Consider the following 25,724-nt stretch of genomic DNA (forward strand, 5'->3'; position numbering starts at 1 on the left):
GTGAAGAACATCGAGGGGACCTACGAGCTCACCCATCGGTTCCTGCGGATCGGGTTCGGGACGAGAGAACGGAATACCGTCTATCAGGCGGCACAAAGCGAGATACGAAAACTGGCGCAGAACACAAACGCGGTCGCGAACCTCGTGGTTCCGGAAGAAGCGGACGCCATTTACTTACACCGGATCGGTAATGACGACCATCCAATCGCAGTAGGGGGGAGCGTCCGACTCCACGGGGCCGCGGCGGGCAAGGCAATTCTCGCGTTCCGGTCAGCGGACGCAGTTGACGAGTACGTCAACCGCTATGGGCTCGATAGAAAGACTGACCGGACCGTGACGGACCCGGCGACGCTTCGCTCCGAACTCCGGTCGATCAGGGACCGAAAAATCGCGTTCGATCGCGGCGAGCTCGACGCGAACTGGCAGTGCGTCGCCTCTCCTATCGTCGTCAACGGCGATCCTGTGGGCGCAGTCACCGTCTCCGGGCCGTCTGACGAGATGCAGGGGAAACGGCTCGAGGAAGACACGGCCGGGCTCGTTTCCAGTGCCGCGAAAACAATCGAACTCGAACTATTGTGACGCGCACGATCATCCTCGACACGGTTTGATTTAATACTCCTCCGAGGGAGGGCCTCACCATGCAAACTGACCGACTAGACCGAATCACGGACAGCGGAGTAATTGCAATCCTCCGGGACGTAGACACAGACGACGCCGGGGCGGTCGCGGATGCCGTTGTCGACGGCGGCGTGACGGCGCTTGAGGTCACGGTAGACTCGCCAAACGCGATGGCATCGATCGAGCTGATATCGGATCGGGTCGAGGACGTGCTGGTCGGCGCGGGCACCGTGCTCGACGCGGAGACAGCGCGTGCGGCACAGCTCGCCGGCGCGGAGTTCCTCGTGACGCCGACGGTGAACCGTGACGTCATCCGAACGGCGAACAGCTACGGAACGCCGATCGTGGTGGGCGCTTACACGCCGACTGAGGTGCTTGAAGCCTACCAAGGCGGCGCCGACGCGGTGAAGGTATTTCCCGCAAAGACTGGGGGACCAGATCACGTCGCAGCGATCGGCGGCCCCCTCTCGCAGATCCCCCTCGTCCCGACCGGCGGCGTCGGTGCGGAGAACGCGGGTGCCTACATCCAGGCCGGTGCAGTCGCGGTCGGTGTCGGTAGTTCAATCGTTGACCACAATGCAATTGCCGACGATTCGTACGGTCGGGTTGCGGCAAACGCCCAATCGGTCGTCGAGGCTGTCTCGGCAACTCGGGATTGACCGGATTTGGTCACCACAGCCTACTTATTCGACGCTGTCACGGACTATCTGTTGGGTAAGAAAGGGTGACCCACCGCAAGTATTGTCATCACTTAAACTACCTCTATCGAACCACTCGGCAATAGCGTTCATCACAGATCCCACCGTTAACTACACGACCCTACAGATAGGCAAGGAGAAAGCCCACGGGTTTAGCCGTGGGGTGAATCCGACAACTACAGTAGCATGTGCGAACTACGTTGTTGCTGGATATTCAACTCTCCAATTCATCCAACCCTGCCTCTAGCACTTCGGTGTATGCCTCTGAGAGTCCTGGTTACTGTAGAGAACTGTCGGATTCATCCCCGCGTTGAAGCGCGAGGCTTTCTCCTTGATTCTCCGTAACGGGAAGGTCTCCCCCAGTCTTTTACATAGCCCCAGCTGTCGTACATCGCCTCGCCGCTCCCGTAGCCAACGGTCACGCCGTCAGTCTGCGTCCAGCCCGCTGGGGGTGTTCCGCTTCGCCTTCGAGCACCCCGTGGACGGCGTATCGGAGGTCCTCGTGGGCTTGGTTGTCAGTCGTTCGGGCGACTTGGTCGTGTTGCTCAACAACGTACTCGGCTTGTTCGAGGACTGTCGTTTGGGCTCGTGGGCTGGACCATCATTGCGCTCTTCTTTGATGGTTCGTGGTCGATGGTCGGGTAAACTGCTGTGGAAACAGTTCTTTCGCTTGTTACGGCCTCTGTAGCAGCCATGATCTTGGAATACTTCGGAATCGACCTCGGTGAGTGGGAATCTACTCTCCTGCTTCGTACTCACCTGCATCCCAGCTCCGGCCGTTAATAGTCTCGTTAAGCGCTCGCCGATCTGCTTCGTCGAAGTATTCCGGATGCCGTGGATTAATTCTCGGTGTAGGGCTCTTTCCGAACAGAATCGATCTTTTCCACCGGACGAGCATTCCCATCTTAAGTTCGACAAGTATCATCTGTAACTGGATCTGAACCTGTTTTTTTCTTTCTGACGGCATTCCCCCAGGTCCAGTTGAGACATCAAAGCCAGGAGCGAGTACCCAATAGTCGACGTCGAACTCCTCGTAGGTGTAGGAGCGATAGTTCAGTAGCTGTGCGATCCCCTCAGAAATTGGCCCGCCCTGTCGTTTAGGCGTCCGTTTGACCTCGATCCCAATACATCCGACAGACGGGTGCTCTGCGAAGATATCAACCCGGCCATTTCGATTGTCATCCCACACTTCTGTCGAAACGTCCCAGTCGTACTTCTCAAGCAGTTTCACGAGGTGTTTCCGATACCCTGTCTCATACTCGTAATTCACAATATTCAGACGGGGGAATCCGTCCACAAGGGCGTCTTGGTGATAATCTCTATTCTCCCAGTCGAATTCGTCCGTAGTCGATCGGGCCATTGTGTGTCGTGAGTTGTCTTCGCGGCAATCGGTGTGCGAGCGATGCATCTGGTAGACTGCTTGCTGTGTCGCGAGTCCACTCCCGCCTGTTCCGTTGCTGGAGAATCTACCTGGAATCGATACCTCCACAAGGTAGCCGGCGGCCTCTTTTGTGGCCTGCCTGAGGCTCGGAACCGATGCAGCGTTGGCTGCCCTGCCGTCGCCGTCCGGATCTCGGCTGATCGAGTAGGACCGCTTCTGAACTGTCTTGTCAGTTGAACATCTCCCCTCACCGCCCTGTTTGGATCGCCGCGGCTGTCTCCAGCAGTTGAAGCGACACGCGCGGTGGTCGGGCGAGCCCGTAGAGGGTGGCGTGAGCGCTCCGGCCTCTGGCCCGCACTAGCCGCCTCCGTCTGTGTGACGGCGTACCACTTCCGGTGTCCGCCCACCGTTGTCGGCCGAACACGAGGGAGATCGCTGACAGTCCCAATACGGCGGTCGTAGCTACTGGCCGAGATGTCGGCGCGCTCGATGAGTTCCTGCCGACCACGTGGCTCAGACGCGTTGAGTAGCGTCGCGTACAGCTTCGTCGCCGTCGGTGCGAGGTCAGGGCGGAAGCGACTGCTCGGCAGCGTTGTCGCCGCCCTGATCACTGCTGGCTCCCACTCCTGTTGGCGTGGGTCATCGAGTGCTCGCACCAAACAGGTGACCGCGTCGTACGGACTCGCTCGGTGTGGCACCTCGCGGCCGAACGATCGGAGGCAGAACCGCGTGAGCTCGCGTCGAACACGCGGCGTCCACCCGGTGTCGTACTCCACGGCGAGTTCGTCGACGATCCGGCGGAGCGACGTGTATGTCGTCCCGTCGCGAACGGGCACGGTTAGCGTCGGTGCCCGTTCGTTGCCGGTGGCGATCGCCTCGCGAAGGGTGTCGAGTTCCGCGGCAAGCGCCTCGGAAATGGCTGTCTGGAGCGTTGTCGCCGTCGGTCCGGCGAGCACCCACGACGCTGTTAGCTCCATCGAAGCGCCTGTCTCGATGTCGTACGGCAACCGTCGCTTGAGCTTCGCCGGACGCTCTTCGAACAACATCCGATAGCCTGAGTGAACGCCGTACACCGACTGTTTCGGCACCGTATACCGAATGAAGTCACAAAGATCGTCTCGCTTCGTTTCGCTTTGGGCGAGCGTCTCGGTGTCCGGCAGCCGGACCGTTAGGGTCAGATCGACGCCAGCAGCGTGATACAGCTGGGTCGCCGTCGCGATGAGTCCGTGGAGGTCCTCGAATAACTCACCACGGGCCGCACTGTCGGAGCTATCGGTGAGCGCACTGAGGCGAGTGAGATGCGTCTCGCGGACGCTCTCGATCCGGTTACGCCAGTTCTCGTACACCTCCTCGTGTTCGCTGAACCAGCCGACTTGCTGGCCGCGACGCAGAGTCCGGCCGGGTGAACCGGTGTGTCCGCCGGACCCACCGTGGATGTTCGCGAACGTCTCACCGAGTCGCGTTGGTGTGAGGACCTCCGACAGGGCCGTGTCGCTGAGTAAGACACCCGCGAGACGTCCTAGTGTGGCGAGTGGACCGCCCCACTGGACGATGGCGAGACACTCGCCGTCGAGGTGACTGAAGTAGCTCACTCGACCGTCGTCAAACGGTTCAACCGGGTCATCAACGAGCGTAACCGCTCCAGTCTCCGCCGGGATGGTGAACCTTTGGTGGATCGACGCCGCGTCGTGGGTGTCGATCCGCTGGACGTAGCCCTCGTCGCCGTCGCCGGTCGCCGCAAGCCACGATTCGACCGTGGTCGGTTCGGTCCCCAATGCCCCTCGCGGGGGCGACACTGTACTTGGTGAATCGTGAGTGGTCGCGGTAAGACTGTGTGCCAACTGGGTCTGGTCCGGGTGGTGGAGCTCACAATCCGGCGTGAGACACTTACTGACGGCCGTCTCCCCGAGGTCGGTGAGCCGAACCGTGTTGTGCTCTCGACGCCGGTCGATCGCAACTAACCCTCGCGACTCCAAGTCGATGACGTACCGACCGATCGTCCCGCGCTCGATCGCGAGTTCGGGATCGGCTTCGAGCTCGGCGTACGTCAGACCACTCTCGGTGGGTAACGCGGCGAGTAACTGCCGTTTCCCGGGTGCGGACGCGAGTCCATCGAGAGCGATCCACGCCAATTGTGTGATGTCGGTGGGTGCAGCTGGTTCATCGGAACTGCGGTGTCCCTGTTGGGGGGACCGGTCCCGGCTGTCAGTAAGACCGAGATGGACTTCGGTCCACCGCGGGTACCGGTGGGTGAGTTCGTGCTGGAGTGCCGGCGAGGCGACAACCCGGACGTCGAATCCGTCTGCGAGGACGGCGATCGCCGCGAGTGCACGGACTCCGGTCCGACGGTCAGTCAGTTCGGTCCATGCTGGCCCATCGAGGACCAACGTAATCGCTCGTGGGGTGGGATCGAACTCGCGATGGAGCGCGACCGGCCCCTTCGCGAGCGCCCCGAGTCCGGCGTTGACGGCGCCGCGTCCCGTCCCGATTGCTTCGACCGTTTCGATTAACGATTCGTGACGCCGCTCGTGATACGTCGACTCGGCGGTCGAATTCGTGTCGGTTACGGCGAGCTCGGTGATCGCCTGCGTGTATGCGACCGCCTCCGCGGTCGCGTCGTCCCACTTGTCGTTGAGGGAGTTCCACGCCGGGAGCGTCGCATCGAGTATCGATGAGCTCGCACGCCACGCGTCGGTGTGCTTTGTCTGTGCGCGCACCGTCTCGATGCTTCCCTCGCGAAGCTGTTCGAGGACATCTGGCACCCACTCGGTCATCCGCGGCGAGACCGCGGCACAGCGGATACCAGCCGCCTCATCGCTAGCGGGTGGACGCACGAGACGGACGCCACGCTCGCGGCCCTGTCCGGTGGATTGTGGACGCGGCACTCGGGAGTGATCGTTGGCTGGCATCACTCGGATGGCTCCCAACAGTTGACCACCGCGATGAGCCGCCGGAGTAGCTGCCGGATGTACTGCCGTAGCGTTCGCGAGTCTGGATCGACACCGCGGGCAGTCCGGAGTGCGGCCGCAATCTTGGGGTGGCAAGTCTCCTCGATCGCCATCGTGGCCTGCAACAGGGCCGCGTTGACAGCGCCCGGATTGTGAGCGTCGCTCGCGGTGAGGGCACGACGAAGGTGCGCGATCGTCGCGCGCACGGTGTCCACGTCTACTGCTTGCTTCGGCGTGGGTGGGTGTGGACGATGGCGGCCGGTCGTCGTGTTCCGACGGTCGTCGACGAAGTGTGGCGGCGACATCAGTCGTCACCCTCCACCGTTGGTTGATGGCCACCGACGGTCACCTGTGTCCGGGCTGTCCGGCGCTGTTGCCGCTGGGTCGCCGTCGGCACGACCTGCTCGGCGAGTGGTGTCTCGGGCGGCAGCCAGCGGATCGTCGTCGTCGCCGGCGCGCTCACGCCCACGGGGACCGGGTCGATGAGAATCGGCCACGTCGATTGGGTCGCCGCGTCAGAGGCGACACCGATACGCCCGGTGACCATCAGTTCGTGGACACCGAGGGTGAACACCTCTTGCTGGCGATGTTCGGCGTGTGCGCACACACAGTGGCCGACCTCGTAGATCCGCTGTTCGGCCGGCTTGTGGACGTACGCGACGACGTCATCGCCTTCGATGAACGACCGACCGCAGTGTTGGCACGTCCTCGACGTGGCTGCGAGCGAGAGCTGATCGAGATCCGTGATGATGTCGCCCGCGGGGGTCCTCGCTGCGGGCGCGGTGGCGTGCTGCTCGCTGTCCCGACTCATGGTCCCCGATTCACGCGGGCGAGTGAGTGGCCGCAGCACCAGCCACAGCGCGGGCAGACCCAGCCGTTGACGAACCGGTTGACGAGCCGGTCGCACTGGCGGCATCGCCAGAGTTTCTTCATCACGCGTGGCCCTCCACCGCTTGTCGGACGGTCACGTCGTCGAGGTCACCCGTGAGGGTCTCGCGGGCGTCGAATCGGATAGACGACGGTCGCGTGCGGCTCACGCCGTCTCACCTCTCGCCTGCCATGCGCGGCGCGCTTCCAGGGCGCGTCGGGCCGACTCGGTGAGGCGGTACTCGTTGGTGCGCTTGTCGCGCGCCCGCTTGGCGACGAGGTCGCACTCGACGAGCTCGTCGAGGTTCTGGTAGAGGCGGCTGTGGTTGAGTTCATCGCCGTAGTAGCCGGCGAGTTCCGCCTTCAGCGAGGTCCCCTTACGGTCGTCGTCGTGGGAGAGCGCACACAGGAGGTCGCGCTGGAAGGCGGTGAGATCGGCGAGGGCGTCGCCTGTGGCGGTCCCGCTCTCACCGGTGTCGACGCTACTCATCGCGCACCTCCCGCACGTCGTTGCGGAGGTCGCCGAACGCGTCCGCGCACTCTCTGCAGAGCGCGCCGCCGAACGCCGCGTCGTAGCCGCCAGCCGGCGCTTCGCAAAGACCGCAGCCGTTAGTTCGTCCGCTCGGTTCGCCGTTCGTCGCGCAGGGCTTAAGCCCCGCAGTTGCCTTCGTTTGCATGGTTCTGTGGGCCAACACAGAACCCGACCCGGTCGGGTGTGCCAGCACCGCGGCCGGGATCCTACATTTTCTCACACTGCCGAGATTCTCTCACTCGGGCTCCGTGAGCATTATTCTATGCTGAAAGCTTTTATAGTTGCTGGATAGTTCTTATAATGCTATTATCAATATGAGTTGCTATTCGGTCGTAATACAGCGAAGGGCAACTGGATGTCCTTCATGAGACATTCTGGAGACTGGATGACCCTTGTCGATGATAGGGTTCTTGAGTATCTATCTGAACACGAGTCTGGTTCTCCGGCTGAGATGAAGCGGGAAGGCCCGATCAACTACTCACGGCAATACATCGATAAACGCTGTAAACGGCTAACTGAAGAAGGTCTAACCAAACATTTCGGTAACGGGATATACGTCATCACTGAGGATGGAGAAGCCTATCTCGACGGCCGCCTCGACACGCAAGAGTGGCGCTACCTCGACGACGAGGCCGACGATGTCACCGCAACCGACAGCGGTGACGTTACGGGGGATTCCAACGGAGGCGCAGACTGAATGCGGTCATTCGTCCCGTGGATGACCCAGCTCGACGAGCGGATCCTCGAACAGCTCGCTAGGGGAGGCGACGCCGACGCTTGGGAGATCGGCTTTGACCTCGCCGGTACCGTGAGCCCCGGTCGCGTCACCGAGCGCTGTAAGGTGTTACTCGATGCCGAGCTCGTCAATCGGTACGAACGGGAGATCGTCGAGGGACGCTTCAAGACCTACTGGTCGATCACGACGTGGGGGCAACTTTATTTGAGCGAGGAAGTCGATCCCGGACTCGACGTTCCCGAGCCCGGTCCGCGGCCGCCTCACGCTACGAGGCCGGGTTGGTGGGCGGGGTTTTAGAATTCTGAAATATGTCTCTAATTCGAATAATTACTCAGACTGGGCCCGGAGGGGTTATCACAACAATTCTTACATATGGCACTGCGAGCTATTGGCTCCCTGACATAGCTAGAAGTGAGCTAGTGTTTGGAGCAGCGGTTGCTGGGTTCTTATTCATGCTAATTCTGGAATTACTTAGCAAGCCCGCGATCTCCTTTCTCTCATTTCCTATCATTCTCCATGTGAAAAGAGAAATAGAGAAAAAGAATGGCCAAAAGGATTTTATCGAGATCTATAAAGAAAATAGAGAAGATTTTGACAAGTTTGATGGTCAGGTATTCCGATATACGTGTCTGTTTTATTCTGGTTTGCTTGCTTCCGTGGTATTCGGAACTCACTCACTTCTGATATCTAGTCTGTCAATAACTCTAGGGCTCTTGGCCCTCTCCGTACTATCTACCCTCATTCTATGTGTTCCCTCTTTTATGAAAATCAAAAGGACTATTCAAATGGCATCTGTAATGTTAGATTAGATGAATATCACGGAAATTCATTCTCGGGAATTTGCAAAAGAAGAGTACGGAGGGTTTGAACACACAAACATCGAAGGTGAGAATCTACTAATACAGGGCGGTAATCGAACTGGAAAGACACTCACCTTCAACGCGATCCTGTACAATCTCCTTGGTTCGAGAGAAACTATTGAACTGTCCACTGGCCGGAACAACAACGTCTCTCTGAAATTCACTGACGGGACAGAATTCCGACGTGGTAAGCTAGGTGCTCAGTTCAGAAGGGATGATATCGAGAAAAGTGAGGAGGAGGCACAAGAAGCACTTGCAGACTGGCTAGCTGAAGACCCATCTGCTGAGGTCTCTAGTACACAAGTCATCAAAAACCACTTCGTACACTCACACATCGAACAGATGCCGATTTCGCGGCTGTCGGAGGACGCCCGGCTGGATCACATTAGGTCGGCAGTCGATCAGGGCACTCAGGAAGAGATAGAGGAGACTGATGAAGAGATTGATCAGCTAGAAGAGAGAATCGCGGAAATCAAGCAGACACTACGTCGGAAAGAGGAGGATAAAAGCGAGCGAAAAAATAATCTCCGTAGCGACAAAAACCAACTGGAAAAGTACGAACGAGTTCAATCTCTTGCTGAGTCCGGAGAACTCGAAGAGATCATCGAAACAATCGAGACGAACGAAGAGCTTCAAGAAGATCTCTCGGAAGCATCTCAGAAGCAGGATTCCTTACAACGCAAGCGAAGGAGTAAGAGAAAAGAAAAGGGACAGTGGAAGCGGTATCGGGAGTCAGAGCGGAACGGAATAATCGCTGAAGCTGTAAACGACTTCGTCTGCCCAGCGTGTAGTGGACACGTCGATACAGATTTAGCTAAAGATCGCTTGAGTCGCTCCCGCTGCCCGTTCTGTGCTGTCGAGGACCGAAGTGACGAAATCAAGGCAGACATCGACGATAAGATCAGCCGGTCAGAAGAAGAGCTAGAAGTGATCGAAGAGGAACTGGAGGAGATCAATTCAGAGTTAGAAAGGGTCAATGAACAGATCGAAGAGATTCGTGAAGAACAACCGGCACTGAGTGATGTCGACGGGCGAATTGAAAGAATTATTCGAAATAATGACTACGACTTCTCTGCTATCGTTGAGGAAACCGAAGAGGAACTGGAACGCTACCAGTCAAGCATTGACGAAATCGAAGAAGTAATTTCTGATAGAGAAGGCGAGATCGAGGAGTTAGAAGATGAACTAGAGTCTTCTGAGGAACGACTGGAGGAGGCTAAAGACGAGGTGGAAGTAATGCGGGAAGAGAGCATCAACGCAGAGATTGAAGAATTCTCAGAAGAGTGGCAGGAAATCTTCGAGAAAATGGCTGGCGAAATCGGACTGGAGATTCAGATGATGCAAGACGGAGGTATCGAGATTCCTGGATCCGGAGGGCCCAGAAAATACGACCGAGCAGGAGATCTGAGTGACGCAGAGATCACATTCATGAACATCTCATTTGCGGTCGCGTACAATCGCTTCGTTCGGGAGTCGAATACGACAAAGTGGGCGACAATTGTATGCGACGAACCATTCTCGAACCTCGACGCTGAGGGTAAAGAAAATCTACTTGAGTTCATTGACTCGTGTGACGAACAGTTTATTTGTACATCCTCTGACGAGAGTTTGCTGACTGAGTTCCCTAAGATAGGGCAGTTGACTCGCCAACAGATCCAGGCATCCCTCGGGAGGTACGCACAATGAAAGACAAGGAGGGCAAGAACCATCCCCACTTGCTAATGCTTGATGAATTTGATGGGGAAATGGATGGAGAACTAAAATACCATAAAGTTCTCTACAAGTATCGAGTAAACGCGCTCGAAAAGGAGGATTGGGGTTTCACGAGAGATCGGTGGGGTCCGACTGATCCAGGCTTTACGGAGATAATGCAGTCGCTCGATGATCTAGATCTCGCCGAACTTGACGAGGACGACAGAATGCATATTGTCCGGATGACAAATGGCGGGAAAGAGGTTGCAGATGGACTCAAACGTGGTTTGAGTAAACTAGATCCAGGATTTTCCCCTCGAATTCAGACGATCTTAGGGATTGCAGAATCCGATAAAGATCGACCCGGATCAGAAATTGTTGAAGACGAGATTATACAGGAGGCGAAAGAAGAGACTGAGGAATCACAAGTATAGACGAATACAGTTTCAACTAAAGTCACCGCCGAAAATTCCCTACTCGGTGTTAACTGCCTCCTCGACGATCTCCTCCTCAGTCAGCCCGTACAGTTCGTAGACAATCTCATCGATAAGCTGGTCCGTCTGCTCGATCTTCGCGTCGAGCTCCTCCGCACGCTCCTTCGTCCGCAGGTAGTTCTCCAGGTCGTCGGCCACGTCGTCGACGTCGGGCAACTCGATCGCCTTCAGCCGATCGACGAGCGAGTTCGTCTTCGTCGCCGTCTCAAATATTAAAAATTGAATTCACGGCATACGCCTACAGCCAGGCCGTTCAGTTGTCGTCGGTGTCCTCAGCGTCGTCGTTGTCTCGCTGGCGACCTTTCGAGACCCGCTCGCCGCCACTGAGGAGACTCTCACGCGCCTCCTCACGGTCAGATTGTTCCTCACTTTCTGTGCTCATACTTCCAGTTTATACAGTCAGGTGTATAACCGTTGGGTCAACGCCACTCTAGAAGATCGTCGATCGCTCGACGGATTTGCGTGACCAGTCCGGACACCCAGACGACTCCGCCGAGCAGTACGATCGATGACAGCCAGAGCCAGATCGGAACGGATCCCGAGACACCGTGATAGAGTCCCAGCACGAACGAGACAATCGCCGAGACGATCAGAACGATCGTCAACTGGATCAGCGGGATGTTCCGGAGGTTCGTACTTCGGTTGAAATTGATTCGCATGATGTAGTTCTGCACGAGCAACTCTTCGGTCTCTTCCTGTGTGAAGCCGGCCTTAAGCAGTCCCGTGAGATTCTCGGAACTCACACCGACATCGAGTTCCGACGCGGTGTACGTCATCGCCGCGAAGGCCGTTGAAAGGACCAACGCACCGAGTCCGATCTCCGTATAGACGTTTACGAACGGTTCGACGTTCCCAAGTCCCGTCTCGGAGTCGGGACCGACCTGTATCGCGATCGACAGCACAGAGATGAGAATGCCGATCAGTGCGACGTTAAGCCGGAGTATCTTACTCGCCTTCGTATCGATGTCGTTGAGCGTCTCACGCTGTGCATCGACAGTTTCGCGAGCCTCCGAGCGCAACTCGGAGAGCTGCCTTGGGTCGCCGTCGAAGTCCACATCTTCGAGTTCGTCGCGTAACTCAGCCGGATCGCGGCTCGCCATGGTCAGTTAACTGCCTCCTCGACGATCTCGATCTCCTCTTCGGTCAGCCCGTACAGCTCGTAGACGATCTCGTCGATGAGCCGGTCCGTCTGCTCGATCTTGGCGTCGAGCTCCTCGGCGCGCTCCTTCGTCTCCAGGTAGTTCTCCAAGTCGGCGGCCACGTCGTCGACGTCCGGCAACTCGATCGCCTTCAGCCGATCGACGAGCGAATTCGTCTTCGTCGCCGTTTCCCGGAAGTTCGCGAACCCGCCCGCCTCGTCGACGGCGACCGGAACGAAGTGCTCGATCAGGTCCGCCTCCCGCTCCGTGAGGTCCGTGATCCGGAACGCCGGTAGGTACTCCGTCTCCGTGTAACCCCACTGGTCCGTTTCGCGGGATCGCTCGTCAGACGAGGGCCGGGGCGACGCCGAGGGCGGCGGTTCCGAGAAGGACCGCGCCGTATCCGGTAGCGACGAGGAATACCGCGCGTCGCGGATGGTCGACGAGGCCCCGGCGGTGTCCGACAGCCGCGAGGTAGCCAGTCAGCGGCAACAGCTGGAGAGCGTGGAGGCCAACGAAGTGGGCGAGGCGGAGGTCTCCGACGAGCTGCCAGCCGACGATCGGGACCGTCGGCTCCGTCGCCTCGACGACCCGTGACTGGATCGCGATCATCGCCGCTCCTTCGAACGCCCCGACGACGAACCACCCGATGCCGAGGAGGATGCCCGCGGCGAACGCCGGGTGGACATCGAACTCGTTGTTGCGCGCCCGGACCGCCAGCGCTGCGACCGCGACGGTGACGACGACGATTGTGACGCCCATGACTCCCCCGACAACCCCGTCGAGGACCGTCGCCTGATTGAAGTGGGACCCAACGCCCCGCGCGGCCTGTCCGCCGATGAGGGCGATTTCAATGAGGAGACCGACCCCGACGACCCGGGAGACGCGGCGGCGAAAGTCCGGGTCGACCGGGAGGTGGACACCGAGCCAGCCGAGCGTCGCGCACACGAGTGCGATCGAGCCGGCGAACTTCGTCGGCTTGAGCCACGCCGGTTCCCCGTTGACGACCGTTGGGTCGAAGACGATGCCGACGGCGAAGGCACCAAATAGGACAGCGTTGATCGCGGCCACGGCGGACAAAACCGGATCGCGGCGTCGCAGCTCTCGGATCGACGTGGCGATCGTTCGCGCCATTGCCCGCAACTTCGTCCGTCCGCTCGTGGCCGCAGCGGCCGACTCGGAGTTCATACCGTAGTGTTGCCGGGCGATTCATGTGTGCGTGACCCCAACATGTTGGTATCTGCCCGAAGCGGCGGTGACCAGCATGATCGACGCTCGGTTCCGCATTCGCCTCCCGCCGGACCTGTACATCGCCGACCTGTCGGAGGCGTTTCCCGACGCGACCTTTCGCCTCCTCTCCGGCGTCCGCAGCGGCGCCACCGCGAAGGAACTCGGTGAGGTGCTGACTCGGACTCCGGAGTCGGTCGCGGCGGCGTTTCGCGAGCACGATGCGATCGACGCGTACGAGGTGTTGGAACGTACCGACGATCGGCTCCTCACGACGTACGAGACGACCGATGTCGACTTCTACGCCTTCGTCGAAGCCGGAGGGTTCCCGCCCGAGTTTCCGATTGAAGTGCGGAACGGGTTCTACGAGTTCGACTTGACCGGCACTCGCGGGGAGTTCGACCAGCTCCGAAAGACGCTGGAAGCGAGCGGTACCGAGTACGAGCTCCTCTCGAAGGTGAACAAGAAGCGGTCGGACCGACTCCTCACACGCCGACAAGAGGAGCTCCTCGCCGCCGGCCTCAGAGAGGGTTACTTCGAGGTCCCGCGAGGGTGCACGCTGGCGGATCTCGCCGACGTGGTCGGCGTGGACAAGTCGACCGCGAGCGGAATCGTCCGCCGAGCGCAGGCGCGGCTTATTGCGTGGTACCTGACCGACGTAAACGTCGAATGACGAGCGGGTGGGTTCGGCATAATTCTTTGGACTGATCGAAAACACACCGCCTCACTCTTCATCTTTATCTGAACACCGCCCACGTTGTTTTTAGAGGATTATTATATGTATAAATATCAATAAAAATATGCTCCCCGACGATACAGTTCACGTATGCACGTCCTCCTCCCGTTCGACATCGTTCCGGTGGACAGTCGGGTGCCACAGTCGGCCTTCGGCTTCTCGCCGACAAGCGAACGTGCCGTCAACTACGCCCTCGAAACGTTCGGAACTCACGACCAGTTGGAGGTGACGGCGATCCACCTCTCGGCGGACTCGATCGATCTCGAGGAGAACATCGGCGCAGCGGACATCAGACGACTGGCCGAGGAGTTGGACGTGTCGGTCGAGGTGTCGATCGAGTCGGTGACGGACGTCGGCTCGATGGCCGAGGTCCGCCAACGGATCCTGTCGATCGTCGAGCGGTCGGACATCGATACGGTCGTCATCGGCTACACCGAGGACTCGTTCATCGACTCCGTGTTCTCGGACAGCACGCCACAACAGATCCTCGAACAGGAACACTGTCCGGTGGTTTTCGTACCGTAGCGCCGGTGGTCCCGCGGATCCCGAACCGGACGGGCCGGGTGACGGGCGCCACCGGCTCCGGCGGATTCCCGATCCGCCAAAATACGATGAATAATTATGTAGGTTCAGTAACGACTTCCGACTGTGACGTATCGAATACTCGTCCCCATCGACGCGAACAAGGAGCGTACGGTAGAACAGACGGATTACGTGCGATCACTGCCGATGGACCGCGACGAAGTCGAGGTCAAGGTGATCCACGTCGACGAGGCCGATTACGAGGGCGCACCGCCGAGGGAGTTCGAGGACATCCCGTCGGCGACCACCGCCGTCGAGGAGATCGCCGACGCCGGCTTCCGCTGTGAGGGCGAGAAACTCGAGGGGTTGGTCGCACAGACGATCCTCGAGGCCGCCGAGTCGTTCGACGCCGACGAGATCGTGGTAGCCGGTCGGAAACGGTCGGGCGTTGCGGAAGTCGTGATGGGAAGCGTCACCAGTGACGTCCTCAGGTCGACGGACCGCGCCGTCGTGATCGTCGGGTGAGGTCCGATCCGTGCCCTCGGGATCGGTTTCGGCCGATCGCTGAACGGACGAAATCACGAGCGAAGCCGGACTCCCCTGCCGAGGCGGACGGTCACCCCTCGGCCAACGGCGGTTCCGTGTCGAGTAACGCCGCACTCTCCGTCCAGAGCCGCCGTGCGGCGTCGGGATCCCGGGCGGCGTTCGACGGCGACCGCGGCCGTTGATCCGCGAAGTACCGTCCAGAGACGTCCGCCGTCCGCGGCGAGACGGCGACGAACAGGATCTCCGCGGCGCCGTCGGCGACGGACGTGACCCCGGGAAGCGACTCGAGCCGTTGGAAGAGCCCCGGGAGCGGCCCGGGCAGGAACCGGCTGAAGCCGCTGCCCGGGATCGCGCCGGGATGGATGCTGTTCGACGTCACGTCACGGTCCGCGGCGTCGAGGCGTCTGGCGAGTTCCGACGCGAAGAGGACGTTCGCCAGCTTCGAGTGGCTGTACGCTCGGAAGCCGGTGAACCGGTCATCACCCCGGACCCGCTCCAGGTCCAGCGACGCCCCCTCGTGTGCGCCGGAGGCGGTCGTGACGACGCGAGCGCCCTCGCGGAGGTGGTCGAGCAGTTCGGCCGTCAGCAGGTACGGCGAGAGGTGGTTGACGTGGAACGTGTACTCGACCCCGGCGTCGGTGGTCGCCCCGTTCCTGAAGAGTCCACCGGCGTTGTTGACGAGGAGGTCGATCCCGTCGGTCTCCTCGCGGACGTCGGCCGCGAGTTCCCTGACCGCGTCGACGCTCGCGAAGTCGGCTCGGAGGAAGCCGGCGTCGACCCCGCTTCGAGTAAGCTCGTCGACCACCGCCCTGCCCGCCTCCGCGTCGCGGCCGTGAACGATGACATCGGCGCCGAGCCGGCCGAGCGCCAGTGCCGCCGCGCGACCGATCCCGCTCGTCGACCCGGTGACGACCGCCTGCAGTCCGGTACAGTCGATGTCCGACACACCAGCGCGGCTCTCCGGGAGATCACTCATACACCCGATAGGGGCTCGACGATGAAAACAACGGCAGTCCGGTGCGGACGGAGCGGGTCGTCGGCCGATCCGGGCCGGGAAGGTGTCAGGGTTAGATGATGGCATTGTGGAAAGCGCAGTGTGGTGAACAGAGCGGCGATCAGTTCGACGCAACTGAGCAGACATAAGCAACGAAAGCGCAGTGGTTCCGGTAACCGGCGTGATGAATAGTGCGACAGCAGTCTACGAGGCGATCGAGCAGGGATACGAGCCGTACTTCCTCCATACGTCGTACGGGAAGCGCATTGAAGACAAGGCGTACGAGTGTGCGAAAGCGCTTGCTGAAGAGGCTGACGCGGGTGACTTCCTTCATATCGTAACGGGGCATCTCTCACAGATCGGGACATCGAGTCTGACGGACGAAGAGATGGATGTGGCTGACGCCGATATGGAGAGTGACGAAATTCCGACGTCGTACGTCCCATTCAGAGACGCGAATCTATCGTCGATGGCGACATCGTACGCAGAAGCGACCGGTTCGGAGATGCTGTTTATCGGCGCGCGTTCGGAGGGTTTCTCCGGGTATCCCGACTGTCGTCCGGCTTTTTTCGACGCCTTTCAGAACGTGATCGATGTCGGGACGAAGCCAGAGACGGAGATAGCGGAGCGTGGCTCGGGACTCGGTGTGCCGTACGAGATGACGTGGTCGTGTTACCGGGACGAGGAGCCTGCGTGTGGGACCTGCGATGCCTGCGCCTTCCGGCTTGAGGCGTTCCGGAACGCCGGGTCTCGCGATCCGGTCGCGTATGCTGAGCGGCCGGAGTTCTCGTAGTTCGTTGCTAGTTGGCTGCGGTTCAGTTCGGGCAGAAAGACCACTCACCAGAGCGTTTCGATACGCCGCTCGATCGCTTCGAACACCGTTGAATAGACATCGAGTGGGTGGAGTGAAGCGAGATCGTAATTTGAGACTTCAGTACCGGTTGGTGGTTCGTGAAAATGGAGTCGGGTGTTGTGTGTGTTTGGATGCCGATCCCAGCGACACTCCCAGTGGGTGTTCTCTCTCCGGGTCTCGACGTAGTGGATGGAAAAATCTCCGGTTGTGAACCATCGAATATCGACTCTGGCGTCAGCGATCGTATCGGGATATCGGTCAGTGTCAAGGGTTGCGGTGAGCAGTCGCGGTTCGTGCGTATTTGGGTCGAACTGGGTGGCAGCAACGAGTTGGTCCGTCGTCAACTGTTTTTCAAGCAGGCGTAACGTTTGTCGATCGGGCGGGCCTGTCGAGTCAGCCGCTGAATCCTCTGGGGGCGGACTCATCTTATGCGGGGATGAGGTGCCCGTCGTTCTGTGAGAGTTGGCGGGCAAGTTCGTATAAGCGAATGTCTCGGATGACCCCCTGCCAGTCGCTTACTGCAGTCATGCGGTCGTGGATCGTCTCGTGATCTTCGGCATCGAACACCGCAACGGTGGCTGGGTCGGTGGTGCCGAATTCGGCTTCGTACTCCGTCCGTCGCTGTTCAAGCGCTTCGACGCGGTCGATAATCGCATCGACAGAGAGATCGGTGGCGATCCGACTCGCCTCTTGCCATTCGAGATACCCATTATTTCGCTCGTACGTGGCCGGACGGCTGCTACGATCAGCGCGGACAATCCCCATCTCCGCGAGGCGATCGAGGTGCTTTTTCGCTGCGTTCGGGGAGCAGTCTGCGAGTTCTGCAACCCTCGTGTACGTCGTCGGTGACGTGAGACCGAGGGCCACATCGTAGACGCGGCCGAAGGTATCGGTTCCGTCTTGCCACCGTGGCGTCTCTGTCGCTGAGTCAGGAGCCGGATCGAATTCGCTCATGAGCGTCTCTACGGAACGAGTATCAATATATGTTTGTATCACTCAAATATCTGTGAGTCTTGTGTCGGTCGAGTTTTTTGTCGCTCGGAATTGACGCCCGGCAAGGTTTGTGAGTAGCAATGTGTCTCGCTTCCGGGCGTGGCTTGCTGAACTCGACCTCTGTATCGGTCGGATTGTTACTGACACATGTCGGGGAGTTTGTTGATACCGTGCTGAATAGCGCCGCGGGGAAAGCCGTCTTATTGACCGGGCTCGTATCACCGGTGTCGAATGGGGCAACGAACGCTCGGCGGCGACGACCTCACGCGCTTGCGCGAGACGTATCTCCAGCGGGTCACCGGTGCGCTCCCGAAACAGGCGGCCGAAGCGGGCGACTGGCCGATCCACCGCGACCACTGTTTCGCCCGCGTCGTGTTGGACGGCCTGTTCGAGGGGGTCTGGTACGAACACGTCGACGGCACCCCCGCGTACGAGCAGCTGTCGGCCGACGAACTGCGCGCGGCCATCGCGATCGCCGACCGAATGCTCGAAGAAGGCAAGCCCGCCGTGGAGGCGCTGAATCGGCAGTCGCTTCGGTGGCGGGATCACTAACCGGGACCCGAGCGGCGACCGCTCGGCCGGCCGCGCTACTCGCGGACCACGCTGTCGGTCAGCCAGTGCTCGTCGAGTTCGCCGCGTCGGCGTCGCGACAGCTCGAAGACGTACGTGACCGTGCGGCCGTCGGGGCCGGTCAGCGTGACGCGTTGTGCGGCATCATCGCCGTCGCGCTCGACCGGTCCCGTCGTCGCTTCGACGTGGTCGATCATCGGGGCGTATCGCGGGTTGTGCACCATCTGCCGGAAGCGGTCAAACGGGCCCGTCGCCCGTCTGTTCGCCGGCGATGCGAAGTTGTACGCGACGCCGATGCCGGCGTTCGTGAACGGGTCGTCGTTGGTCGCTAGCGCCTCGAGTTGGATCGCGACCACGCGGTCGGCATCGTACGTCGGGTCTGGCGTCGGGAGCCCGGCTATCGGGTACCGGTCGGACATCTGAGTGTCAGATGTAGGGGCGCGAGCGGCATTAATCGTCCGTTGAGACGGCTCCAGGCGTCGCTTGTCCTCGGCCAGACGATACGAGAGCCGATTATTCGGGACCGTGAGCGACGTCGTCGCGGGCCCTCCGTTCGTCCGGGGCGGAGCGTCGAAACCACTGTTTCGGCTCGGGAACGACGTCTGTGGTGATTCCGATGAGCAGCGCGAAGTACCCGGCGAGGCCTCCGAGCGTCGCCGCGTGTGGCGCGCCGCTTCGACGGCCAACCGACAGGGTCGCGGCAAGGAGCGCGAGCGGCGAGCCGAAGCGGATCGCCGGATGCCGCCAGAGGCGAGTCGTGCGTTCCGGCCACCGCGCGAACGTGACTTCGACGAACACCGCGACGGCCGCACCGCCGAGAAACGGGACCGGGCGAAGCAACGCTCGCGGCGAACGTCCGTCTCGCCGCCCGGTAATCCAAACGGCGAGTGCGACGAGCGCGGCCGAAGCGGCGTCGGTGTGTCGTGTCGACACGGCACACAGTATGTCACCCCGTCGGATACCGATGTCGGTATGGCGATCGGCCCGCGCCGGTGCCGCGCACCGGAGCCGCTAGTGCCGGTATTGATGCCGCGACCGAGCCCGCAGCCGAATCTATCGCGGCTGGTCGTCGCCGACAGCCGCGAGGACGTGGCGGAGTTCTCGGCTGACTGCGTCTGTGGCGGCGGCGATCGAGTCGAAGGTGTCGCTCCCCGCGTCGCCACATCCGCGTTTGCGGACGAGCCGGACGGCCGCGTCGCTCAGGATGTCGGGACGGACAGCGACTTTCGCCGCGGTACAGGGGCTTTCCTCGTCCGAAAGCCGGTACTCAACGATGCCGCCGGGTTCTTCCTTCCGTTCCCAGTCGCCCGGGGCTGCTGGGAGCCTGTCGACCAGCGCCTGCGGATTGGCCGCCGTCTCGACGCTCGTGGTGGACATACCAGTTGTTGGGTCGTCGCGCACATACCGGTGTCGGCGAGTTCGCCGAGCGAGAGCTGCGTTCCGTCCGGCACGTCGGCCTCGGCCGCCCGTGTTTGTCCGCGATGGCTCGGGCGGCGGCGTCGCCGCCGGAGAGCGAGGCGCGTTTCGCAATCGCTTCGCGTCGAAGCTCCCGTGCCGCCTCAGGCCGCCGGTCCTCGTACCGGAACCAGAACTGCTCGCGGCGCGCCTCGAAGCCCACAACCGGGCGCGGATACGTCTGACCCCTCAGACGAACGCGACCGCTTGGAGCGCGAGCAACGGACGCTCTCGCGCAAACAGCACGGGTCGAACAACGACGAGAAGCAACGGCGTCGAGTCGCGGAGTGTCACGCCGACCTGCGACGGAAGCGCCGCGACTTCTTGCACAGGCTCTCGGCGTACTACGCTCAGGAATTCGAGCTTGTAGCGGTCGAAGACCTGAACGTGGAGGGGATGATGGAAGGTCCGTCGAACAGCCGCAACACTGCGTCTGCCGCGTGGCGAACGTTCCTCTCGTTGCTCGAATACAAGTGCGAGCGTGAAGAAACGCACTTCGTCGCGGTCAACCCGAGAGGGACGACCAAGGAGTGCGCGTCGTGCGGCGTTTCGACCGACAAGCCGTTTTGGGTCCGTGAACACTCCTGTCCGTCTTGTGGGTTTGAGGCGGACGGGGACGCGAGCGCGGCGTGGAGCATCCTTTCTCGCGGTCTACAAGATGTAGGAGTGGGACACTCCGAATCAACGTCACCAGAAATCGAGGATTTCTGGTTGGCGAACGAATCGCTCTGCGATTCGTCAACGCCTGTGGGGACTGCGCTCCCTGTGGATACGTTCCTATCTGCAAAGCGCGTCGTGGAAACAGGAGGCCCTTCCCTCAAGGAGCGAACGGCGTCAGCCGTGAGCGAGTAGGGGAGGGTAGTTCACAGACGTCTCCTGTCGGGTCGACATGTTGAGCTGTGCCGTCGGGGAGCTGACGCCGCCCCCGACGAAGAGCGCGACGAGCGCGAGCGTCCGCCAGCGGCGAACATCAATAGGAGTCAGAAACTCCCGTGTGACGCCGAACGCTTCCGCAACGTTTTCGACTGAGCGGAGGGCCATAGGTCGGGATACTCAAACTCCATGGTCAGCCCTTCTGGTGGTGGCTTACGGGGCGTCTCTCACGGACGGTTCGACAGCTGTGTCTCACCGGGGTTTCGAATCGGACGATCCCGTCATTTTATGCGTAGGTCTCGCTGACACGTAGAGTGTGGCCCTCCTCGAAGCCCTCCGAGAGGTCTCGTGGCCTCTCCGTGAGCAACCGACACTGTTCGTGACGACGACATTCAGCAGGTTCGACCGAGCTCTCGTCGGGACGGACGGAAACCCGTCCCGGTCAGGCGCAACGACGACCGACCGCGCCGCTCATGCGATCGACAAGCCGCGTCCCTGCCGTTGATGCTGTACACGGTCGTCGGGAGCGGCTTCATCGCTCTCGGTCTCGCGATCGGCTGGTACGGGATCCGGCCGCTTGCGGTCGTACCGAGTGTCCTCCGTGCCACCGTTCGAGACCCGAGCGAGGTGGCCAGCACCGGCTCCTTCGTCGTGTGCCGCGGCGTTGCGAACGAATCGAGCGAGACCCTTACGACTCCGTTCACGGGATCGCGGAGCCTCGGGTTCGAGTTCGAGGTCACCGAACGGCAACCGTTCGGGATCGGGATCCCGTGGTTTCAAACCCATCTCGATGACGGTATGACGACGCGTCCGTTCACTCTCGACGGTCCGTCCGGGTCTCTCGACGTCGTCCCGTCCGCCAAACGGTTCTCTCTCGATACGGAATCAACAGTCATCACCGTCGGTGCCAGTGAAACGCCACCCGAGCGAATCCAACGGTTCGTCGACGTGCGAGACGATCTCGAACCCGTTGCGAGATGGGCACGGATTATTCCCGGACTCGGGACGCGGCGCTACGTCGAACGTCGGACCGTTCCCGACGAGGAGTATCTTATCGCGGGACACACGGAACGGCAACAGAACGAGGCCGTCCTCACAGGCGATCTTGTCATCACCGATCGCTCCCCGAGACGGTTCGCGTTCTCACGGCTCTGGCGGGCGGTGTTTCCGACGGTGGTCGCGCTGGCGTTCGTCGCTGTCGGAGTCGGAGGTATCGCCCTATGACCGACTGCGGTACGAACCTGACTATCCATCCGTCACAATGACACAGGAGACAGGCGCCATCGAGACGCGTGAATTGACAAAACAGTTCGGGACTGAGATCGCTGTCGACGGGCTCGACCTCGCCGTCGACCCCGGCACGGTGTACGGCTTCCTCGGACCGAACGGGGCCGGAAAAACGACGACGATGCGGATGCTGACGTCGCTGACGCGACCGACTGACGGTGAGGCGTGGATCAACGGAAATCCCGTCTCTGACCGTGATGAAATTCGGGCATCGATCGGCTACCTTCCCGAAGAGCCGCCGGTCTTCGACGAACTCACCGGTCGTGAACAGCTCGAGTACTATGGTCGGCTTCGTGACATCCCCGCTACCGAGATGGAGACTCGGATCGCAGACTGGTTGGATCGATTCGGTCTCACGGACGACGCCGACAAGCGAATCGACGATTACTCGAAGGGCATGCGCCAGAAGATCGGGCTGATTCAGGCGCTGTTACACGAGCCCGACGTCGTATTCCTCGACGAACCGACCAGCGGACTCGACCCGCGGGCGGCTCGAACCGTCATCGACGTCATCGCGGACCTGACCGACGACGGCCACACGGTGTTCCTCTCGACGCATATCCTCTCGGTCGTCGAAGAGCTCGCGGATGTCGTCGGCGTCCTCTACGAGGGCGACCTCGTTACCGAGGGCGCACCCGCGGAACTGACGGCGCGGATGGAAGCCGAAGAGGGAACGACGCTTGAGGACGTGTTCCTCTCGGTCACCGCCGAACGCGGCCCGGCAGCTTCCGAATCGGCTCCCGGGAACGCCGGAGACGCGACGGCCCGACAAGACGGACGAGTCGAGGACGACAGACGAATTGAGGACCGATGAGGCGTGCAAAACGGCCCCGGCTCATCGCCTGGACCGAACTCCGACGCCGCTGGCGGAGGATGAGGAGGAACACGACGCAGCTGTTGGCGCTCGCGTTCGCGGGCGTCATGCTGCTTCCGTTCTCAATCGGCGGTGTGTTCGGGGCGTACCTCGCCGGGGGATTCGTCGCCGGAAGCGAGACCGAGCCGCTCCTCGAATGGGCGCGGATGGCGTTCGTCTACGGATGGATCTTCGTGGTCGGATTCGGTGGATATCGCGCGTACGCCGTCGCGCTTCGCCCAGACAACGTTGGCGGCTTGTTGACGACGGTCTCACACCGGGACGTGATCGGTGGCCTCGTCCTTGCCGAACTAACGCTCTGGTCAGCGTTCCTCCTCACAATCGGAAGCGCCGCCACAGTCGCGTTCGCCGTCGGTGCCGGCTCGCTGCTCACGATCCCCGCCCTGTTGCTCACATTGTGTCTCTTACTCGTGACCGGGATCCCGGCAGGCTTCATCATCGCACTGGGGGTGCGAAACGCCGGCGTTCGATCGCGGCTCCTCAGCCGCCTTCGAACGCTGTTCCTGCTTCTGTTCGGTATCGGGTACTTCGCGCTGATATTCACGAACGCGTTCGCGTCTGTCTTGGAACCGGTCTATCGAGCGCTCGCGCCGACGCCGATCGATTGGTTCGGCGACCTCGCGGCAGTGGGGCTCGGTATCGGGGCGTCACCGCTCAGGGCGGTCGGCGCGGTGGGGTTCACAGGAGCGTTCGTCGTCGTCGCGGCTGCGTCCCTATCCCGACTTGCAGAGTGGCTTTGGTACGCTGATGGCGTTCACATCACGCACGAGATCGAGCGGTCGGAGGGGGGATCTTCACGGCTCAACGGCCTCTCAAAAGTTCTCTCACGGCCGGTCTTCGGTGTCGTTGCAGTCGATTGGAAACGTGCACGCCGGTCGCCGATCTCGCTTTCGTTCGCGTTGTATCCCCTGATCGTCCTCGCTGGTCCGACTGTCACGGCCGTCCAAACAGGGGAGATCGGAACCGGGCTGCCGCTGTGGATCGTGCTCAGTGGAACGTGGGTTGCCGGGTCGTTGTTCGCGCTCAACGTGGTGGGTCAAGAGGGCGCAGCGCTCCCCGTCACACTGCTTTCGGAGACCCCCGAACGCTCACTGGTCATCGGACACGCCCTCTCCGGTGCCCTCCTGATAGCGCCGATAACCGTCGTGGCGACCGTTACCACGGGACTTCTGAGTCCGCATTCGGTACCGGTCGTTGCGAGCCTCGGCGTGTCAGCGCTCGTCTTGTCGGCCGTGTCGGGGACGATCGGGACCGGAATCGGTGTCGGTTTTCCGCGTTTTGAGGCCGTCAGCGTCTCTCGAAGTACCAAAGCGATCGTCCCCAGCGCCTTCGCGTTCGCACTCTACTCGGTCGCCGTACTTGTCGTCGCGCTCCCGACCCTTATCGCACACTCCGGTACTGTCGGCCGCGCGCTCGGCTCGGTCCTCGGCGTTAGTCAGTTCGTGATCGGTCTCAGTGGGACGCTCGTTTCGGCTGTCATCGCGTGTCTCGTCGGTCTCGTCTCGATGTACGTTGCGCGAGACCGCGTTAGCAACTATCGGCTCGGCTGAGGGTCCTGTCGCTGGTGTTGATGTCTACGGGGACGATTGGTGGTCCGCCCCGACCACACGTGAGAAGAGGCGACCTTCCCGAGGCGAGAGGCGGGCATTACGGCCGAAACGAAGACCCTGACCGGTAACGCTCTCGTACGGTCGGCTCCGTCGGAAGCCGATCGCTTCGACACTTTCCGCTGAAACGGGCGTCAGTTCGAACTGAGTATGGCCTGCCGTCGCCGTCACTCGTCTGTCCGCTCCACGCCGTCGATGTCGAGTGCGGTGGAGGCGGACGCCCGTTTACTTTGGATCGAGGCGGCCACAGGTGCGTAGCTAAATTGAATATTTGTCGCTATTCTACGTGAATATTTTTCAGCGAAGTCACTCAGCTACTTCGTGCTCGTTGGTGGTGCTATCGCAGTAATGTGGTTCCCGAAATTCATCTCCGAAGGCTACAAAAGTCTAGTACGGGGGGTTGATAGACGGAAATTGTCGTGTTTCAAATCGGATTTTAGTCTTCCGTATCTTGATGTCGGTAGCACTTCGATGAGGTGACATGGCCCTCCAATGGACGGTCCGTCAGTATTTAGACAGCGCTTCCCGACGACGGTTCCTCGCCTGCAGTGGTGGAGTGCTCATCGCAGGAACAGCCGGCTGTACAGGGATCGTCAACAGTCTTGCCGACCTCGCGTTGGGCGATGTCAACCTTTTCAACGAAACTGACGATACCCTTACTGGCACTGTGACGATTACCGATTCGGCGGATGAGACTGTTCTCTCGGAAGCATTTGAATTGCCGCCGGCATCGGGCGATGAAGACGCCGACGAAAAAGACGATGAAGACGGCATGACTGCGTATGAGGACGTATGGACTGATTCTAGAGCCTATGACGCGAGGGTCGAACTGGATGATGATCCAGCCATCCAAGTCGAATCCGCTACCTCGTCGTCAATAACTATTGATAACCCGAGCGAGGAGATGCTTGCGATAGTGTTCGGTGGCGAAGAGTTCGACGACACAATCGGTTTTACCGTCGGTGAGTCGTTGAGTGATCTCGCACAGGCGTGAGAGTCTTGTTGAGTGATTGACATCCTCTTCCGCGTAAACGCGGAGGAATCCCGAGCGGTGGGAGTTTCAGGTTCGCAGTCTAATTACCGGACTCCCAGTCCTTTCGGGCATGGGTAGTCCCACAGTGTCGGACTGGTGGACTGCTGGCTATGCCAACTGGCCGTTACCCCTATCCTCGGCCGTGTACGGCGTCCAAGTGTTGTTTTTGCCACGGGGACGCTGGCAGGC

At 60.7% G+C, this 25,724-nt stretch carries 32 protein-coding genes and 3 pseudogenes; 16 read left to right on the plus strand and 19 right to left on the minus strand.

What is annotated here, in order from left to right:
- A complete protein-coding gene (locus DJ73_RS05755; protein WP_343124815.1) occupies positions 1–579 on the plus strand; it encodes an IclR family transcriptional regulator in 579 nt (192 codons plus the stop codon).
- A 59-nt stretch (positions 580–638) separates the two neighbouring features.
- Positions 639–1,277 (plus strand): bifunctional 4-hydroxy-2-oxoglutarate aldolase/2-dehydro-3-deoxy-phosphogluconate aldolase, encoded by a 639-nt coding sequence (locus tag DJ73_RS05760; RefSeq protein WP_094527062.1) that lies wholly within the window; start codon positions 639–641, stop codon positions 1,275–1,277.
- Positions 1,278–1,675: 398 nt separating this feature from the next.
- On the opposite strand, the pseudogene DJ73_RS21215 reads toward DJ73_RS05760, so the two are convergent.
- The 7 genes and pseudogenes from DJ73_RS21215 to DJ73_RS19665 all read right to left on the minus strand — a co-directional run.
- Positions 1,676–1,896 (minus strand): annotated as a pseudogene (locus DJ73_RS21215) (hypothetical protein); the annotation flags it as partial.
- A gap of 156 nt (positions 1,897–2,052) precedes the next feature.
- On the minus strand, positions 2,053–2,547 hold the full coding sequence (locus DJ73_RS19660; protein ID WP_141212561.1) for a hypothetical protein: 495 nt from the start codon (positions 2,545–2,547) through the stop codon (positions 2,053–2,055).
- 44 nt (positions 2,548–2,591) lie between these two features.
- Complete coding sequence (locus DJ73_RS05765) at positions 2,592–5,471, minus strand: plasmid replication protein RepH (RefSeq protein ID WP_176451082.1); 2,880 nt, start codon at positions 5,469–5,471, stop codon at positions 2,592–2,594.
- A gap of 134 nt (positions 5,472–5,605) precedes the next feature.
- A complete protein-coding gene (locus tag DJ73_RS05770; protein WP_094557499.1) occupies positions 5,606–5,950 on the minus strand; it encodes a hypothetical protein in 345 nt (114 codons plus the stop codon).
- Positions 5,950–6,456, minus strand: a complete 507-nt coding sequence (locus DJ73_RS05775) for a hypothetical protein (protein ID WP_094557500.1) — start codon at positions 6,454–6,456, stop codon at positions 5,950–5,952. The genes DJ73_RS05770 and DJ73_RS05775 overlap by 1 nt, the downstream gene beginning before the upstream one ends.
- Before the next feature lie 222 nt (positions 6,457–6,678).
- Positions 6,679–7,002, minus strand: a complete 324-nt coding sequence (locus tag DJ73_RS05780; RefSeq protein ID WP_094557501.1) for a helix-turn-helix transcriptional regulator — start codon at positions 7,000–7,002, stop codon at positions 6,679–6,681.
- Entirely contained in the window at positions 6,995–7,189 is a 195-nt protein-coding gene (locus tag DJ73_RS19665) for a hypothetical protein (protein WP_141212910.1), read from the minus strand. Before DJ73_RS19665 ends, DJ73_RS05780 begins: the two co-directional genes overlap by 8 nt.
- 219 nt (positions 7,190–7,408) lie before the next feature.
- Between DJ73_RS19665 and DJ73_RS05785 the strand changes: the two genes are divergently transcribed.
- The 4 genes from DJ73_RS05785 to DJ73_RS05800 all read left to right on the plus strand — a co-directional run bounded on the left by DJ73_RS05785 (position 7,409) and on the right by DJ73_RS05800 (position 10,766).
- Complete coding sequence (locus DJ73_RS05785) at positions 7,409–7,741, plus strand: phage repressor protein (protein ID WP_094557517.1); 333 nt, start codon at positions 7,409–7,411, stop codon at positions 7,739–7,741.
- A 21-nt stretch (positions 7,742–7,762) separates the two neighbouring features.
- Positions 7,763–8,077: a repressor phrH2 gene (locus tag DJ73_RS05790; RefSeq protein ID WP_254921598.1), complete on the plus strand. Its 315-nt coding sequence runs from the start codon at positions 7,763–7,765 to the stop codon at positions 8,075–8,077.
- A 512-nt stretch (positions 8,078–8,589) separates the two neighbouring features.
- On the plus strand, positions 8,590–10,326 hold the full coding sequence (locus DJ73_RS05795) for a hypothetical protein (protein WP_141212911.1): 1,737 nt from the start codon (positions 8,590–8,592) through the stop codon (positions 10,324–10,326).
- The gene (locus tag DJ73_RS05800; protein WP_094557504.1) at positions 10,323–10,766 is read left to right on the plus strand and encodes a hypothetical protein; all 444 of its coding nucleotides are present in this window, start codon (positions 10,323–10,325) and stop codon (positions 10,764–10,766) included. Before DJ73_RS05795 ends, DJ73_RS05800 begins: the two co-directional genes overlap by 4 nt.
- 39 nt (positions 10,767–10,805) lie before the next feature.
- On the opposite strand, the gene DJ73_RS05805 is transcribed toward DJ73_RS05800, so the two are convergent.
- The 5 genes and pseudogenes from DJ73_RS05805 to DJ73_RS05820 all read right to left on the minus strand — a co-directional run bounded on the left by DJ73_RS05805 (position 10,806) and on the right by DJ73_RS05820 (position 13,099).
- Positions 10,806–10,982, minus strand: a complete 177-nt coding sequence (locus DJ73_RS05805) for a restriction endonuclease (RefSeq protein ID WP_217900424.1) — start codon at positions 10,980–10,982, stop codon at positions 10,806–10,808.
- 97 nt (positions 10,983–11,079) lie between these two features.
- Positions 11,080–11,208: a hypothetical protein gene (locus DJ73_RS20870; protein WP_254921599.1), complete on the minus strand. Its 129-nt coding sequence runs from the start codon at positions 11,206–11,208 to the stop codon at positions 11,080–11,082.
- A 37-nt stretch (positions 11,209–11,245) separates the two neighbouring features.
- Positions 11,246–11,926: a hypothetical protein gene (locus DJ73_RS05810; protein ID WP_094557506.1), complete on the minus strand. Its 681-nt coding sequence runs from the start codon at positions 11,924–11,926 to the stop codon at positions 11,246–11,248.
- Between the two features lie 2 nt (positions 11,927–11,928).
- Positions 11,929–12,312, minus strand: a pseudogene (locus tag DJ73_RS21325) (restriction endonuclease); the annotation flags it as partial.
- Entirely contained in the window at positions 12,311–13,099 is a 789-nt protein-coding gene (locus DJ73_RS05820) for a hypothetical protein (protein ID WP_094557518.1), read from the minus strand. The gene DJ73_RS05820 and the pseudogene DJ73_RS21325, both read right to left, overlap by 2 nt.
- Before the next feature lie 130 nt (positions 13,100–13,229).
- On the opposite strand from DJ73_RS05820, the gene DJ73_RS05825 reads away from it, so the two are divergent.
- The 3 genes from DJ73_RS05825 (at position 13,230) to DJ73_RS05835 (ending at position 14,975) form a co-directional block, all read left to right on the plus strand.
- A complete protein-coding gene (locus DJ73_RS05825) occupies positions 13,230–13,865 on the plus strand; it encodes a helix-turn-helix domain-containing protein (RefSeq protein WP_094557507.1) in 636 nt (211 codons plus the stop codon).
- 153 nt (positions 13,866–14,018) lie between these two features.
- On the plus strand, positions 14,019–14,453 hold the full coding sequence (locus tag DJ73_RS05830; protein WP_094524333.1) for a universal stress protein: 435 nt from the start codon (positions 14,019–14,021) through the stop codon (positions 14,451–14,453).
- 123 nt (positions 14,454–14,576) lie between these two features.
- A complete protein-coding gene (locus tag DJ73_RS05835) occupies positions 14,577–14,975 on the plus strand; it encodes a universal stress protein (protein ID WP_094557508.1) in 399 nt (132 codons plus the stop codon).
- Between the two features lie 91 nt (positions 14,976–15,066).
- Here DJ73_RS05835 and DJ73_RS05840 read toward each other — a convergent pair whose 3' ends face one another.
- Complete coding sequence (locus DJ73_RS05840; protein WP_094557509.1) at positions 15,067–15,972, minus strand: SDR family NAD(P)-dependent oxidoreductase; 906 nt, start codon at positions 15,970–15,972, stop codon at positions 15,067–15,069.
- Positions 15,973–16,135: 163 nt separating this feature from the next.
- Between DJ73_RS05840 and DJ73_RS05845 the strand changes: the two genes are divergently transcribed.
- Positions 16,136–16,783 (plus strand): 7-cyano-7-deazaguanine synthase, encoded by a 648-nt coding sequence (locus DJ73_RS05845; RefSeq protein WP_094557510.1) that lies wholly within the window; start codon positions 16,136–16,138, stop codon positions 16,781–16,783.
- A gap of 44 nt (positions 16,784–16,827) precedes the next feature.
- Here DJ73_RS05845 and DJ73_RS21330 read toward each other — a convergent pair whose 3' ends face one another.
- Positions 16,828–17,268, minus strand: coding sequence for a hypothetical protein (locus DJ73_RS21330; protein WP_094557511.1), 441 nt, complete (start codon positions 17,266–17,268; stop codon positions 16,828–16,830).
- Position 17,269: 1 nt separating this feature from the next.
- Complete coding sequence (locus tag DJ73_RS05855) at positions 17,270–17,797, minus strand: helix-turn-helix transcriptional regulator (protein ID WP_094524328.1); 528 nt, start codon at positions 17,795–17,797, stop codon at positions 17,270–17,272.
- Between the two features lie 270 nt (positions 17,798–18,067).
- On the opposite strand from DJ73_RS05855, the gene DJ73_RS05860 reads away from it, so the two are divergent.
- Positions 18,068–18,388: a hypothetical protein gene (locus DJ73_RS05860; protein WP_094557512.1), complete on the plus strand. Its 321-nt coding sequence runs from the start codon at positions 18,068–18,070 to the stop codon at positions 18,386–18,388.
- A 35-nt stretch (positions 18,389–18,423) separates the two neighbouring features.
- Here the strand turns inward: DJ73_RS05860 and DJ73_RS05865 are convergent, their stop codons facing one another.
- From DJ73_RS05865 to DJ73_RS05875, 3 genes are all read right to left on the minus strand, one after another.
- The gene (locus DJ73_RS05865; RefSeq protein ID WP_094557513.1) at positions 18,424–18,825 is read right to left on the minus strand and encodes a DUF4864 domain-containing protein; all 402 of its coding nucleotides are present in this window, start codon (positions 18,823–18,825) and stop codon (positions 18,424–18,426) included.
- 94 nt (positions 18,826–18,919) lie between these two features.
- On the minus strand, positions 18,920–19,246 hold the full coding sequence (locus DJ73_RS05870; RefSeq protein WP_094527075.1) for a hypothetical protein: 327 nt from the start codon (positions 19,244–19,246) through the stop codon (positions 18,920–18,922).
- A 213-nt stretch (positions 19,247–19,459) separates the two neighbouring features.
- A complete protein-coding gene (locus tag DJ73_RS05875) occupies positions 19,460–19,783 on the minus strand; it encodes a hypothetical protein (protein ID WP_094557514.1) in 324 nt (107 codons plus the stop codon).
- A gap of 261 nt (positions 19,784–20,044) precedes the next feature.
- Here DJ73_RS05875 and DJ73_RS05880 point away from each other — a divergent pair.
- Positions 20,045–20,713, plus strand: a pseudogene (locus DJ73_RS05880) (RNA-guided endonuclease InsQ/TnpB family protein); the annotation flags it as partial.
- Here the strand turns inward: DJ73_RS05880 and DJ73_RS05885 are convergent.
- The gene (locus DJ73_RS05885) at positions 20,696–20,902 is read right to left on the minus strand and encodes a hypothetical protein (protein WP_094524323.1); all 207 of its coding nucleotides are present in this window, start codon (positions 20,900–20,902) and stop codon (positions 20,696–20,698) included. The pseudogene DJ73_RS05880 and the gene DJ73_RS05885 overlap by 18 nt on opposite strands.
- A 336-nt stretch (positions 20,903–21,238) precedes the next feature.
- Here DJ73_RS05885 and DJ73_RS05890 point away from each other — a divergent pair, with 336 nt between their 5' ends.
- The 4 genes from DJ73_RS05890 to DJ73_RS05905 all read left to right on the plus strand — a co-directional run bounded on the left by DJ73_RS05890 (position 21,239) and on the right by DJ73_RS05905 (position 25,496).
- Entirely contained in the window at positions 21,239–21,958 is a 720-nt protein-coding gene (locus DJ73_RS05890) for a hypothetical protein (protein WP_094524322.1), read from the plus strand.
- Between the two features lie 37 nt (positions 21,959–21,995).
- On the plus strand, positions 21,996–22,835 hold the full coding sequence (locus DJ73_RS05895) for an ABC transporter ATP-binding protein (protein ID WP_094557515.1): 840 nt from the start codon (positions 21,996–21,998) through the stop codon (positions 22,833–22,835).
- Positions 22,836–22,894: 59 nt separating this feature from the next.
- Positions 22,895–24,445, plus strand: a complete 1,551-nt coding sequence (locus tag DJ73_RS05900) for a hypothetical protein (RefSeq protein ID WP_254921600.1) — start codon at positions 22,895–22,897, stop codon at positions 24,443–24,445.
- A 538-nt stretch (positions 24,446–24,983) separates the two neighbouring features.
- Positions 24,984–25,496: a hypothetical protein gene (locus tag DJ73_RS05905; RefSeq protein WP_254921601.1), complete on the plus strand. Its 513-nt coding sequence runs from the start codon at positions 24,984–24,986 to the stop codon at positions 25,494–25,496.
- Positions 25,497–25,724 lie beyond the last annotated feature (228 nt).

This window comes from Halorubrum sp. Ea1, from assembly GCF_002252965.1.
Lineage (GTDB): Archaea > Halobacteriota > Halobacteria > Halobacteriales > Haloferacaceae > Halorubrum.